This window comes from Mesorhizobium dulcispinae, assembly GCF_033977345.1.
In the GTDB taxonomy this organism is placed as follows: Bacteria; Pseudomonadota; Alphaproteobacteria; order Rhizobiales; family Rhizobiaceae; genus Mesorhizobium; species Mesorhizobium dulcispinae.
This window is the reverse complement of the sequence record NZ_JAVIIY010000001.1, coordinates 639,533-652,100: the sequence shown is the minus strand read 5'-3', so window position 1 is coordinate 652,100 and position 12,568 is coordinate 639,533. Positions and strand designations below refer to the sequence as shown.

At 66.1% G+C, this 12,568-nt stretch carries 12 protein-coding genes; 8 read left to right on the top strand and 4 right to left on the bottom strand.

The features are described 5' to 3' along the window. Positions 1 to 76 precede the first annotated feature (76 nt). From purF to RFN30_RS02960, 3 genes are all read left to right on the top strand, one after another. A complete protein-coding gene (purF, locus tag RFN30_RS02970; protein ID WP_320260630.1) occupies positions 77 to 1,558 on the top strand; it encodes an amidophosphoribosyltransferase in 1,482 nt (493 codons plus the stop codon). Between the two features lie 27 nt (positions 1,559 to 1,585). Then, positions 1,586 to 2,329 (top strand): SDR family NAD(P)-dependent oxidoreductase, encoded by a 744-nt coding sequence (locus RFN30_RS02965; RefSeq protein WP_320260629.1) that lies wholly within the window; start codon positions 1,586 to 1,588, stop codon positions 2,327 to 2,329. Between the two features lie 144 nt (positions 2,330 to 2,473). Beyond that, on the top strand, positions 2,474 to 2,698 hold the full coding sequence (locus RFN30_RS02960) for a hypothetical protein (protein WP_124996320.1): 225 nt from the start codon (positions 2,474 to 2,476) through the stop codon (positions 2,696 to 2,698). 345 nt (positions 2,699 to 3,043) lie between these two features. On the opposite strand, the gene RFN30_RS02955 is transcribed toward RFN30_RS02960, so the two are convergent. After that, positions 3,044 to 3,550: an OsmC family protein gene (locus RFN30_RS02955; RefSeq protein ID WP_320260628.1), complete on the bottom strand. Its 507-nt coding sequence runs from the start codon at positions 3,548 to 3,550 to the stop codon at positions 3,044 to 3,046. 322 nt (positions 3,551 to 3,872) lie between these two features. On the opposite strand from RFN30_RS02955, the gene RFN30_RS02950 reads away from it, so the two are divergent. Next, the gene (locus RFN30_RS02950) at positions 3,873 to 4,352 is read left to right on the top strand and encodes a VOC family protein (protein ID WP_320260627.1); all 480 of its coding nucleotides are present in this window, start codon (positions 3,873 to 3,875) and stop codon (positions 4,350 to 4,352) included. Positions 4,353 to 4,646: 294 nt separating this feature from the next. After that, positions 4,647 to 6,149, top strand: coding sequence for a S10 family peptidase (locus RFN30_RS02945; protein WP_320260626.1), 1,503 nt, complete (start codon positions 4,647 to 4,649; stop codon positions 6,147 to 6,149). A 59-nt stretch (positions 6,150 to 6,208) separates the two neighbouring features. On the opposite strand, the gene RFN30_RS02940 is transcribed toward RFN30_RS02945, so the two are convergent. After that, positions 6,209 to 6,637: a nuclear transport factor 2 family protein gene (locus RFN30_RS02940; RefSeq protein ID WP_320260625.1), complete on the bottom strand. Its 429-nt coding sequence runs from the start codon at positions 6,635 to 6,637 to the stop codon at positions 6,209 to 6,211. Positions 6,638 to 6,952: 315 nt separating this feature from the next. On the opposite strand from RFN30_RS02940, the gene RFN30_RS02935 reads away from it, so the two are divergent. Further along, entirely contained in the window at positions 6,953 to 7,870 is a 918-nt protein-coding gene (locus RFN30_RS02935) for a DMT family transporter (protein ID WP_320260624.1), read from the top strand. Positions 7,871 to 8,034: 164 nt separating this feature from the next. Here the strand turns inward: RFN30_RS02935 and RFN30_RS02930 are convergent, their stop codons facing one another. Continuing rightward, a complete protein-coding gene (locus RFN30_RS02930; protein WP_320260623.1) occupies positions 8,035 to 8,889 on the bottom strand; it encodes a LysR substrate-binding domain-containing protein in 855 nt (284 codons plus the stop codon). Positions 8,890 to 9,003: 114 nt separating this feature from the next. Between RFN30_RS02930 and RFN30_RS02925 the strand changes: the two genes are divergently transcribed. After that, complete coding sequence (locus RFN30_RS02925; RefSeq protein WP_320260622.1) at positions 9,004 to 9,411, top strand: tautomerase family protein; 408 nt, start codon at positions 9,004 to 9,006, stop codon at positions 9,409 to 9,411. Positions 9,412 to 9,525: 114 nt separating this feature from the next. Next, positions 9,526 to 11,748: an AMP-binding protein gene (locus RFN30_RS02920; RefSeq protein WP_320260621.1), complete on the top strand. Its 2,223-nt coding sequence runs from the start codon at positions 9,526 to 9,528 to the stop codon at positions 11,746 to 11,748. Between the two features lie 3 nt (positions 11,749 to 11,751). Here the strand turns inward: RFN30_RS02920 and RFN30_RS02915 are convergent, their stop codons facing one another. Further along, the gene (locus RFN30_RS02915; protein WP_127217548.1) at positions 11,752 to 12,567 is read right to left on the bottom strand and encodes a CDP-alcohol phosphatidyltransferase family protein; all 816 of its coding nucleotides are present in this window, start codon (positions 12,565 to 12,567) and stop codon (positions 11,752 to 11,754) included. Position 12,568 lies beyond the last annotated feature (1 nt).

Below are 12,568 nucleotides of genomic sequence, written 5' to 3'. Positions count from 1 at the left end.
TGAATGCGGCATCGCGTGCGTTGCGTTCGATGAGCGATCGCCTTATATGGCGGTTTTAGCGGAGCTTGAGCCCCAGATGGCAGACTCAACGGCAGACGCAGGCAAAGTCCTTTCCGCCGAGGCCGATGACCATTTCCATGACGAATGCGGCGTGTTCGGCATTTTCGGCCGGCAGGACGCGGCGGCCATCGTCACACTCGGCCTTCATGCCTTGCAGCATCGCGGCCAGGAAGCCGCCGGCATCGTCTCCTATGACGGCACTCAGTTCCACGTCGAGCGCCATGTCGGCCTGATCGGCGACACCTTTACCAAGCAGAACGTCATCGACCGCCTGCAGGGCAACCGCGCCATCGGCCACACGCGCTACGCCACCACCGGCGGCGCCGGCCTGCGCAACGTCCAGCCCTTCTTCGCCGAACTCGCCGAGGGCGGCCTGGCGGTTGCCCATAACGGCAACCTTACCAATGCGCTCACAGTGCAGCGCGTGCTGCAGAAGCAGGGCTCGATCTTCTCCTCCACCTCCGACACCGAGACGCTGCTGCACCTGGTCGCGACCAGCAAGGAGCGCGATCTGAATTCGCGCTTCATCGACGCGGTGCGCCAGGTCGAAGGCGCCTTCTCGCTAGTGGCGATGACGGCCAAGAAGATGATCGGCTGCCGCGATCCGCTGGGGATCAGGCCGCTGGTGCTGGGCGACCTCGACGGCGCCTGGATCCTTGCCTCCGAGACCTGCGCGCTCGACATCATCGGCGCCCGCTTCGTGCGCGACATCAAGCCCGGCGAGATGGTGGTGGTCACCTCCAAGGGCATCGAGAGCCTGTTCCCCTTCGAGCCGCAGAAGACTCGCTTCTGCATCTTCGAATACGTCTATTTCGCGCGGCCGGATTCCTCGGTCGAGGGCCGCAACGTCTACGAGGTCCGCAAGCGCATCGGTGCGGAGCTCGCGCAGGAAAACCCAGTCGAGGCCGACATCGTCGTGCCGGTGCCGGATTCCGGCACGCCGGCGGCGATTGGCTTCAGCCAGGCCGCGGGCATTCCCTTCGAGCTCGGCATCATCCGCAACCATTATGTCGGCCGCACCTTCATCCAGCCGGGCGACTCCATCCGCCACATGGGCGTCAAGCTCAAGCACAACGCCAACCGGCGCATGATCGAGGGCAAGCGCGTGGTGCTGGTCGACGATTCCATCGTGCGGGGCACCACCAGCCAGAAGATCGTGCAGATGGTGCGCGATGCCGGCGCGAAGGAAGTGCACATGCGCATCGCCTCGCCGCCGACCAGCGCGTCCTGCTTCTATGGCGTCGATACGCCGGAGAAGTCGAAGCTGCTGGCATCGCGCATGTCGGTCGAGGAGATGGCCGAGTTCATCCGCGTCGATTCGCTCGGCTTCCTCTCGATCGACGGGCTCTACCGCGCCGTCGGCGAGGCGTGCCGCGACAACGACCAGCCGCAGTTCTGCGACGCCTGCTTCACCGGCCAGTACCCCACCCGCCTGCTCGACTTCGAAGGCCACGACAATGTGCGCACGCTGTCGCTGCTGGCGAGCGGCGGGTCGTAAGCCGGTCTACCTTACGGAATCTCTCGCATGACCCTCGACCTTTCCGGCCGCGTGGCGGTCGTCACCGGCGCCTCGCGCGGCATCGGCTATTTCATCGCCAGGGAGTTGGCGGCCGGCGGCGCGCATGTGATTGCCGTCGCCCGCACCGTGGGCGGCCTGGAAGAGCTCGACGACCAGATCAAGGCCGATGGCCGCGGACAGGCGACGCTGGTGCCGCTCGATCTCACCGACATGGCCGGCATCGACCGGCTGGGCGGCGCGATCCACGAGCGCTGGGGCAAGCTCGACATTCTCGTCGCCAACGCCGCCGTGCTCGGAGTCATCTCGCCGATCGGCCATGTCGAGGCCAAGACCTTCGAGAAGGTGATGACCATCAACGTCACCGCGACATGGCGACTGATCCGCTCCGTCGACCCGCTGCTGAGGCTCTCCGACGCCGGCCGCGCCATCATCATGTCCTCCAACGCAGCGCATTCGGCGCGCGCTTTTTGGGCGCCCTACGCGGCCTCGAAAGCCGCGGTCGAGACGATGACGCGCTCCTGGGCGCAAGAAACCGAAAGCCTGCCGCTCCGGGTCAACGCCGCCGATCCGGGCGCCACCCGCACCGCGATGCGCGCACAGGCGATGCCCGGCGAGGATCCGGAGACGCTGCCGCATCCTTCCGAGATCGCCAAACGCATCGTGCCGCTGGCAAGCCCGCAGCTTAAGGAAACCGGGCTGATCTTCCAGGCCAAGCACAACCGCTTCGTCGCCTACCGCCAGCCGGAATAAAGGCGAAGTGAGCCGGCCCGGCGAAAGCCTGTTCACGGGTCTGTGACCGGGGCGGCGGAAGCGTGTTCCGCCGCCCTGCTTTCGCCATTTGCGGGGAGTTGCTAGGATCGATCCGACTCCGACATCCAACAAAGAGGAATTCCCATGGCTGCCACCCCCAGCGTAGCGTTGGTCTGGTATCTGGTGATCGCCGGCCCGCAAGGCGGCATGGTGGTGCTGCCGAGCACCTTCGACACCCGCGAACAGTGCACCAACGCGATTGCCGAATATCAGAAGCAGCCGACGCCGCAGGGCTGGGCCGTGCAATGCGTGCCGAGCGCCTCGCCGTTTACCGATGAGGGGGATGCTGAGGAGCCGTCGGCGCAGTAGCGCGAGCTGATCTCCCCCCTTGTGGGGGAGATTGGCAGCGAAGCGGTCAGAGGGGGGCGCGAAGGAACGCCGACTTTTTCCTTTCGTCATCCTAGGGCGGAGCAAGGAGCGAAGCGACGCGGCGCAGACCCTAGGATCCATGCCGTGACGCTAAGGCATTGCAACGTTTACAGAATTCTGCACTGCTGCACTCTACGTTGACCGTCACGGCATGGATCCTCGGGTCAAGCCCGAGGATGACGAAGCATTGGGGGCGCCTCAGAACCAATGCTGAAACGCCGGCGGGACAGCGCCCCCCCTCTGCCCTGCCGGGCATCTCCCCCACAAGGGGGGAGATTGGCAGCGTCAACCTTGTGCGCTCACCGTCAACACCGGCTTGTTGTTGATCGTCTGGAACACCACGCAGTAGCGCTCGGTGAGCTTCAGTAGCGAATCGATGCGCTCCTGCGGCTCGTCGGTATCGAGGCCGAATTTCAGCCGGATCTCCCGAAAGCCGACCGGCGCGTCACGTGCGACGCCGAGCGTGCCGCGAAAATCGAGGTCGCCCTCGGCCTCGACGGTGGCTTTGCCGAGCTTGAATTCCAGCGCCGTCGCCACCGCCTTCAGCGTCACGCCGGCGCAGGCGACCAGCGCTTCGAGCAGCATGTCGCCGGAGCAAAGCTCCAGGCCCGACCCGCCGGTGGCCGGATGCAGACCGGCAACCGCGAGCGCCCTGCCCGTCTCCACCTTGCAGGCGATCGACTGGTCGTCGAGGCTGCCGCGCGCCTTGAGCGTGATCAGCGCCTTGGCGGCGTCGTCCCGATAGGCTTCCTTCAGCGGCGTCTGCATGGCCTTGAGAGCGGTCGCGTCCATTTTGCATTCCTTTTGATGCTTTCGCGCTTTGATAGCATTGATGTGCCGGCGGGACAGCGCCCCCCTCTGCCCTGCCGGGCATCTCCCCCACTTGGGGGAGATTAGCAGCTTGGCCGTCGGCGCCCCTTCCTTCAACGTCGGAGATTGGCGAAGGCAGACATGGCATCCGATCTCCCTCCTTGTGGGGGAGATGTCCGGTAGGACAGAGGGGGGCGCGAAGGAATGCGACGCTGGCCGTCTTCAATGCAAAGCGGGGACGCCTGTCGGGTCAGGCGAAACTCGAACGTCCTTCGGTCGTTGTCAGACAGGAAGGAGATTCAGCATGGCCAAGGTGACCTCGCATCTGTGGTTCGAAAGGGACGCGCGGCAAGCGGTGGAATTCTATGTCGCCACCATTCCCAATTCGGCGATCGGCCGCATGACGGATGTGGCGGCGGACAATCCGAGCGGCCCCGCTGGCAGCGTCAAGATCATCGAATTCGTGCTCGACGACCAGAATTTCATCGCGCTCGAAGCCGGTCCGCTCGACCCGTTCAACCACTCCTTCTCGATCCTCGTCGAGCTCGAGAGCCAGGCCGAGGTCGACCGCATCTGGAACGCCTTTCTCGACAATGGCGGCAAGCCCGAGCAATGCGGCTGGCTGAAGGACCGCTGGGGCTTGTCGTGGCAGATCGTGCCGAAAATCCTCGGCGACATGGCAGCCCATCCCGACCGCGAGCGCGCCAGACGCGTCACCGAGGCGATGCTCGGCATGGTGAAGATCGATGTGGCTGAGTTGGAGAGGGCGTTTGGAGCGGGGTGAGTTCGCTGGAGATTAGCGAAAAGCGGGACACGGCCAATCTCCCCCCTTGCGGGGGAGATGTCCGGCAGGACAGAGGGGGGTGTGAAGGATCGCTACGCGGGCGACGTTTCGTATGCTCGGCTTTCCTCCGGAGTCTCGGCTGTGAGCAGTTGACAGGAGGGCGGGACAGCACCCCCCTCTGCCCTGCCGGGCATCTCCCCCGCAAGGGGGGAGATTGGCAGCTTTAGCGACGCCGCCCTTTGACTTCGCCCGCTCCGGCCATACCTTTGCGGGAGCCATTCCCGCGGAGGTCGCATGCGGTCCAAGTTGAAGCTCGTTCCCCTCATCCTCCTGATCCTCACGGCCTTCGCCCAGCCGGCCCCCGCCGAAACCCCGGAACGGCCGGCGCCGGCCGGCGCCGTGCTGTCGCTTTTGCCGCCGCCGCAGGTGACCGAGCATTCGGTCACGCTTGGCGGGCGCAAGCTCGACTACGAGGCCAAGGCCGGCACGTTGTCACTTCTGTCCGGCAAGGGCGAGGTCACGGCGGAAATCTTCTACGTCGCCTACACGCAGCAGTCGCCCGCCCCGGCAAAGGAGCGGCCGATCACCTTCGCCTTCAACGGCGGGCCGGGCGCGGCGTCGGCTTACTTACATCTCGGCGCGCTCGGCCCGCGCATCATTGCCGCCGCGGCCGACGGCGAATTCCTGCCGCCGCCGCAAAAGCTCATCGACAATCCCGACAGCTGGCTCGACATGTCCGATCTCGTCTTCGTCGATCCGGTCGGCACCGGCTACAGCCGCGAGGCGCCGGGCCAGGACACGAAAGCATTCTGGGGTGTCGACCAGGACGCCAGCTCGGTCGGCGCTTTCATTCGGCTCTACCTGGCGCAGAACGGCCGCACCGCTTCACCGCTCTTCCTCGCCGGCGAAAGCTATGGCGGCTTTCGCGCCGCGCTGCTCGCCAGGACGCTGCAGGAGGATGTCGGCCTGAGCCCCGCCGGCATCGTGCTGATCTCGCCGGCGCTGGAGTTCATGCTGGTGCGGCCGGACCAGTTCGACCAGTTGCACTGGGCGCTCGAACTGCCTTCGCTGGCAGCAGCTCGGCTCAAGGCCGACGGCGTCAGCGGGGAGGCATTGCGTGACAGGCTGGCCGAAGTCGAACACTACGCGCTCGGCGATTATCTGACGGCGCTCACCAGCGGACTGGAGCAAGGCGGAAAGCTCGCCAGCAGGCGCGTGGCGGAGATCACCGGGCTGCCGCTCGACCTCGTCGAGCGCAATTTCGCCCGCGTGCCGACCGGCCTCTTCGCCCGCGAGTTCCGGCGCGCCAAGGGCAAGGTGCTCAGCCCTTACGACGCCATGGTGGCGACCAGCGACATCGCGCCGGAAAGCGCCCATATCGCCGGCCCCGATCCCGTGCTCGACCGCAGCGTGCCGGCGCTGACCTCGGCCTTCGTCGCCTACGCGCGCGATGAACTGAACTACCGCACCGATGTCAGCTACCGGCTGCTCAACGGCGAGGTCAGCCACAACTGGGACTACGGCACCTCCGGCCAAGGCTATGCCGGGGTGATGAACGACCTGCAGCGGGCGCGCTCGCTCAACCCTTCGCTCGGCGTCGTCATCGTCAACGGCTATACCGACCTCGTGACGCCCTATCTCGCCTCGCGCTACCTGGTGAACCAGATCCCGTCACTCGCTGACGCCAAGCCGATCCGCGTCGATGTCCTGGAAGGTGGGCACATGATGTATCTCAGGCCGGACGGAAGGCGCGCGTTGAAGGAGGCGGCATCCGAACTCTACCAGGCGACGCAGTAGGCGCCTTGACCATTTAAGCCTGCGGGGGCCCGGCTCCGCGCTGCGGCGCGGTGGTGAGGTCAGGAACCGGTTTTACTACCGGCCATAGGACGGCGCCCGGAGAGGGCTTCAACGGCGTCTTCAATGCCGACAACCTGCTGCTCGACGTCCTCCAGATACAGTCGCCCGGCCACAACCTGACCGTCGACAATTTCGAACAGCGTGACCCCGCGCACTTCGAAGGGTTGCCCGTCGGAGCGAGTACCCGACCAATGCCATTCGATCCAGGTCGTGTCACCGTCTTGGACGGACCGCGCGACCGCCGCGTGGAAATCAGGAATTCCCGCGAACATGGCCTCCCAGTTGGCGCGCATCTGGGCCCGCCCGACGAAGGCTCTGCCCGGGTGCGCTGGCTGCACGCTGCGATAGTTCTCGTGGATGAGAGCGGTGACGGCGTCGAGATCATGCGCGTTCATCGCCGTCACAAGTCGATCGATCACTTCGGTCATCGAACTTCCGGACTTATGCAACGCAGGCATTGGCGCTCTCCGTGGTCTACTGCCGGTGCGAGCCACGCCGATCAATCCGCGAGCCTCAAAATTACCTGATCGGGCCGTGGCCGTCCAGCATTGCAAGGGCCCGAACATGCTCGTCCGCCGCCTTGGGCAATATCATCAGCGACCGCTAGGCATCGGGCGAATGCAGGCCGACGGCCACTGCCCCAACGCAAGTGCGGAGCTGGCGCAGAGGCGTGCCGGCTGCGCCATGGGATGGTAGCTGCTGCTGACAGCAGGGTGTCAGGACAGCAAGCGTAGTCTGGTGACATGACGGATTCTCTCGACAGGGCCGACACGCTCGTGCTTGCCACCGCCGACGCCGCCGCCGAGCGCACGCTCGGCATCGTGCTGGTCTCGGCCTCGGCCGTCGCCTTCGCGCTCACCGGCGTGCTGACCAAGTCGATCCGAGCGGATCCGCTGACCATCACCTGCTGGCGCGGCTTCGTCGGCTCGATCCTGATCACCCTATACGTGCTGTGGCGGCGGCGCCGCTCGGGCGGGCGCGAGAGTCTCAGGCTCGGCTGGCGCGGCTGGCTGCTGGCGGTCGAGGGCGCCGCGGCGAGCATTGCCTTCATCTCGGCCTTCAAATACACCTATGTCGCCAATGTCGCGGTCATCTACGCGACCTCGCCATTCATCGCGGCACTGCTTGCCTTCCTGCTGGTGCGGGAAAAATTCCGGCTGCAGACGATGCTGGCGGCAGCCGTGTCGCTTTGCGGCGTCGCCATCATGGTGGGTGGCGGCCTCGGCAGCGGCCACCTCTTCGGCGACGGGCTGGCGCTTTTGATGACCGCCGGCAGCGCGCTCTACATGATCATGGTGCGCGCCTTCCGCGACTCGCCCGTCGTCTGGGCCGGGGCGGTGTCCGCCGTGCTGCTCTTCGTGCTCGGCTGGTTCGTCACCGACCCTCTGGGCGTCTCGACCCGCGACGTCGTGCTGCTTGCCACCTTCGGCTGCTCCTTCGCGCTGGCCTCGATCCTGTGGACGGAAGGCTCGCGATTGATCCCTGCCGCCGAATCCGGCCTGCTCGGCTCGGCCGAGGTTCCCTTCGCCATCCTGTTTGCCTTGCTGTTCCTCGGCGAAATCCCGCCGATGGCCAGCATCATCGGCGGCGCCATTGTGCTTTGCGCTGTTTTCGCGCATGCCGGGCGCGACTGGATGAAGGCGAAATCGGCGCGTTCTTAAATTATTTTCGCGGTCACGGAACCATCACCCGACTCAGGCATTGTTGGATCGACGGGTCACCCCCCAAGTCCCCCCAAACCCCTCGACCCGTCCGACTAGAAGCCGACCCGCAAAAAGGTCGGCTTTTTCTTTTGGGAATTCCCGGGGGGCGTGACGGCTTCCGTTCAGGACGGCAACGCCAGGCCGCTGCTGAGAAGCTCCGCCAGATCCCGCGCCGAACGAGCGGCCTCGCGGCCCAAGCGGATGGCGAAGTCAGCCACCGGCAGCGGCGGCAAATCGAGATCGGGAGATCCCTCCACGATGCCGGAATGGGCGAAGCGCTGCGTGCGCGGCGTCAGCGCGATGCCGGCATCGACCGCCGTGCGCAGGCCGGCAAGGCTGGCGCTGCCGGCGGCGATGCGATAGCGGCGGCCGGCGGCATCGAGCGCGTTGAGCGCGGCCTCCCTGAAGCCGCAATATGGATCGAGCAGCGCCAGCGGCACTGCTTCCTGCCGCGTCGCCAATCCTTTATCCGAGCAGAGCCACAGCATCGGCTCGCTGATCAGAGCCACTTCATCCGGCGACGGGGCATGGCGCATGGTGATCGCGAGGTCAAGCTGGCCCGCCTGCAGCGCCGATCCGAGTTCCAGGGAACGGCCGACGCGCAACTCGATCCTGACGCGCGGATGGCTGACGGCGAAGGCCCTGAGCATCTCCGGCAGGCCATGGTCGGCAAAATCCTGCGTCGTGCCGATGGCGATGCGGCCGCCGGCCCGCGCGCCCTTCAGCGCCAGCCAGGCCTCGGTGTGGACGGCAAGGATGCGCCTGGCGTGGCCGACAAGATCCTCGCCGGCCGGCGTCAGGCCGCGTCCCCTGCCCTGGGGCGCGAGCAACGGCTCGCCGACGATCTCCTCCAGCCGCTGCATCTGCGCGGTGATCGCCGATGGCGAACGGCCGACAGCGGAAGCCGCCTTGGCCAGCGAGCCTCCGTCGACGAAGGCGAGGAAGGTTTTGAGGAGGTCGGGATCGAGCGCTTCCATACTTCGACGATATCGAAGTGTTTGTCAAAAACAATTCGATTTTTTTGACTCATCAATGATGACATTGTTTTCTCACCGGCGGCGACGAGCCGCAAAACCCCGAAGGAGAGAAAAATGCCGATCATCAATGTCAGCGTCACCGGCAAGCCGGATGCAAAGCTTTCCGCCGCGATCGCGAAGGACGTCACCGAGATCACGGCCTCGCATCTGCGCAAGGACCCGACCATCACCGCGGTCGCGGTCAGCTATATCGACCCGCAGCACTGGTTCGCCGGCGGCAAGTCGCTGGCCGAGCATGGGACGAGCACCTTCTGGCTCGATATCAAGGTCGTCGACGGCACCAACACCAAGCTCGAGCTCGAAGCCTATCTCAAGGCGATCTTCGACGCCTTCGGCCGCCTGCTCGGCGGCGTGCACGAGGAAAGCTACGCGCTGGTGCATGAGGTTCCGGCGGCGGCCTACGGCTTCGGCGGCAAGAGCCAAGAGTTCCGGTTCATCAGCGGGAGGCTAAAGGCGGCGTGAGCGCTGTCTTCCCCTACTCACCCCCGCATTGACCTTCCCCCCACTTCCGCTACCCTCTGCTACCGAAGCGGCCGTCCAAGAGCCGCGCCCTGGAGGACGTTGGGAGAGAGCGGCATGATGCTGACAGTGGCGTTGCTTGCCGGCCTTGTCTTTGCCTGGCTGCTGATCGGCGTGATCGAGAGGTTCCGGCTCGACCTGCGCTTCACCCAGGCGCTGCTTTACGTGCCGTTCAAGCTCGCCTACCGCATCGCCGACAACCGCATCCGCATTGCCCGCAATGCGCGGACGCCGGTCATCTATGTCGTCTCGCACCAGTCGCGCATCGAACCGGCGCTGATGCTGTCGCTCTTGCCCGACGACACGCTGCACATCCTCGACGAGACCTCGGCGCGCTCGCTATGGCTGGAACCGTGGCGCGAGCTTGCCCGCACCATCGCCTTCAACGCCGAGCATGTCTTCGTCAGCCGTCGGCTGGTGCGCGTGCTGAAGGGCAAGGGCCGGCTTGCCGTCTACCTGCCCGATACCGTCGAGCCGGACGTCAAGTCGTTCCGGCTGTTTCGCGCCATCACCCGCATCGCCATGCAGGCCGACGCCCGCATCGTGCCGATCTTCGTCGCCGGCTCACGCGACCTGCCGGTGTCGCTGACGCCGGCCGCCAAGGCGCCGCGCCACTGGTTCCCGCGCCTGTCGCTCAGCGTGCTGGAGCCGATGACCATCGCCGAACTGGTGGCGCGCAACCCTGACATGGCCTCGAACACCAACGCGCTGTTCGACCGGTTCGCCGAGGCGCGGCTCTACGGCAGCAATCTCGACCGCGGGCTGTTCCTGGCCATGCGCGACGCGGCGGATCGCGTCGGCGCCTCGCATCCGATTATCGAGGACGTCATTTCGGGCGCGCTCAGCTACCGCAAGATGTTCATCGGCGCGCGCGTGCTCGGCCGCCGCTTCGAGGCGGTGACCGCACCCGGCGAAGCGGTTGGCCTGCTCCTGCCCAACGCCAATGGGGTGGTGCTGTCCTTCGTCGGGCTGATTTCGGCGGCCCGCGTCGCGGCGATGATCAACTACACCGCCGGTCCGGCGAGCGTGACGGCAGCGATCCGCACCGCGGTGATTCGCACAGTCGTTTCCTCGCGCGCGTTCATCGAGAAGGCCGGCATCGACGATATCGTCGCCGCCGTCGAGGCGGGCGGGGCGAAGATGCTGTGGCTGGAGGATGTGCGCGAGAGCGTGACGGTGCTCGACAAGGTCGCCGCGGCGCTTTTCTGGCGCTTCCCGCTGCAGCGGCAGCAGGCGTCGAAACCGGCGGTGATCCTGTTCACCTCTGGCTCGGAAGGAACGCCCAAGGCGGTGGTGCTGTCGCACCGCAACCTTCTCGCCAACGCCATGCAGGCCGAGGCGCGCGTCACGATCTCGCCTGCCGATATCCTGCTCAACGTGCTGCCGGTGTTCCATTCCTTCGGGCTGACCGGCGGCACCATCCTGCCGCTGGTGACCGGGGTGAAACTGTTCCTCTACCCCTCGCCGCTGCACTACAAGATCATCCCGGAGATCGCGCGCAAGGTGAAGCCGACGGTGATGTTCGGCACCGACACCTTCCTCGCCAACTATGCCCGCACCGCCAAGGACGGCGATTTCTCCAGCCTGCGCTTCGTGGTGGCCGGCGCCGAAGCGGTGAAGCCCGAGACGAGGCGCACCTATCGCGACCGCTTCCAGGCATCGATCATCGAAGGCTTCGGGCTGACAGAGGCGGCGCCCGTGGTGGCGGTGAACACCGCCATCCATAATCGTGACGGCACCGTCGGCCGGCTGCTGCCGGCGATCCGCATGAAGCTCGAGCCGGTCGAGGGCATCAGCGAGGGCGGCCGGCTGTGGCTCGACGGGCCGAACATGATGATGGGCTACATGACCGCCGACCGCCCCGGCGAATTGCAGCCGCTCGAGGGTTGGCACGACACCGGCGACATCGTCTCGGTCGATCGCGACGGCTTCATCACCATCCGGGGCCGCGCAAAACGCTTCGCCAAGATCGCCGGCGAGATGGTGTCGCTGGGAGCGGTCGAGATGCTGGTGCAGTCGCTGTGGCCGGAAGAGCGCCACGCCGCGGTGGCGGTGCCCGACAAGCGGCGCGGCGAACGCATCGTGCTGGTCACGACGGCCGACGACGCCAATCCGGAAGAGCTGCGCCAGTTCGGCAAGAAGGCGGGCGCCGCCGAGCTGATGGTGCCGAACGACATCATCAAGGTGGAAGAGATCCCGGTTCTGGGCTCCGGCAAGACGGATTATGTGTCGGCGCGGAAGCTGGCGATCGATCGGCTGGGGCTGGATGCGGCGGCGTAGCGCCTACCCGATATCCGAAGGCGGCACCTTTTCGCCTTCGCGCATGGCGCGCTTCGAATAGGCCCGCACCGAGAACGGCAGGAAGACGAGATAGCCGGCGACCGAGGCCGTCAGCGTATACCAGGGATAGGCCATCAACAGCAGGATGTAGAGCACGACGCCGAGGATCACCGGCAGCACCCTGTCGCCCGGGACCTTGACGCTCTTGCCCGAATAGACAGGCAGTCGGCTGACCAAGAGGAAAGCTACGAGCACGGTGAAGCCGGTGGCGACGAAGGCCGCAGGGCGGGTAGGTTCCAGCCCGAGCCGTAGGAAATAGAGATAGCAGGGGAGCATGACCAGAACCGCGCCCGCCGGGGCCGGCACACCGACGAAATATTCGGTCTGCCAGGCCGGCTGGTCGGTGTCGTCGGCGAGCACATTGAAGCGGGCGAGCCGCATGCCGCAGGCGATGGTGAAGAGCAGCGCCGCAATCCAGCCCGGCGAGCCGGCGCGGTCGAGCAGGAAGGCATAGAGCACCAGCGCCGGCGCGACGCCGAAATTGACGATGTCGGCCAGCGAATCCATCTGCGCGCCGAATTTCGAGGTCGCCTTCAGCATGCGCGCCAGGCGACCGTCGATGCCGTCGAGGAAGGCCGCGAGCAGCACCATGACCACGGCCGGCTCAAAGCGGTCCTCGAAGGCGAAGCGGATGCCGGAGAGGCCGGCGCAGATGGCAAGCACGGTGACCAGATTGGGCAGCACCATGCGCATCGGGATCTCGCGGATGCGCGGGCCGCCGCTGGCGTGCGCCTCGAACTTCTTGAAGGGCGCGCCCACG

Bases quoted from the DNA above. Each gene is read 5' to 3' on its own strand.
- RFN30_RS02940 (WP_320260625.1), bottom strand. From the start codon at position 6,637: ATGACCGAAGTGATCGATCGACTTGTGACGGCGATGAACGCGCATGAT.
- RFN30_RS02925 (WP_320260622.1), top strand. From the start codon at position 9,004: ATGCCGATCATCAATGTCAGCGTCACCGGCAAGCCGGATGCAAAGCTT.
- RFN30_RS02920 (WP_320260621.1), top strand. From the start codon at position 9,526: ATGATGCTGACAGTGGCGTTGCTTGCCGGCCTTGTCTTTGCCTGGCTG.
- RFN30_RS02955 (WP_320260628.1), bottom strand. From the start codon at position 3,550: ATGGACGCGACCGCTCTCAAGGCCATGCAGACGCCGCTGAAGGAAGCC.
- purF (WP_320260630.1), top strand. From the start codon at position 77: ATGGCAGACTCAACGGCAGACGCAGGCAAAGTCCTTTCCGCCGAGGCC.
- RFN30_RS02935 (WP_320260624.1), top strand. From the start codon at position 6,953: ATGACGGATTCTCTCGACAGGGCCGACACGCTCGTGCTTGCCACCGCC.
- RFN30_RS02960 (WP_124996320.1), top strand. From the start codon at position 2,474: ATGGCTGCCACCCCCAGCGTAGCGTTGGTCTGGTATCTGGTGATCGCC.
- RFN30_RS02950 (WP_320260627.1), top strand. From the start codon at position 3,873: ATGGCCAAGGTGACCTCGCATCTGTGGTTCGAAAGGGACGCGCGGCAA.
- RFN30_RS02930 (WP_320260623.1), bottom strand. From the start codon at position 8,889: ATGGAAGCGCTCGATCCCGACCTCCTCAAAACCTTCCTCGCCTTCGTC.
- RFN30_RS02945 (WP_320260626.1), top strand. From the start codon at position 4,647: ATGCGGTCCAAGTTGAAGCTCGTTCCCCTCATCCTCCTGATCCTCACG.
- RFN30_RS02965 (WP_320260629.1), top strand. From the start codon at position 1,586: ATGACCCTCGACCTTTCCGGCCGCGTGGCGGTCGTCACCGGCGCCTCG.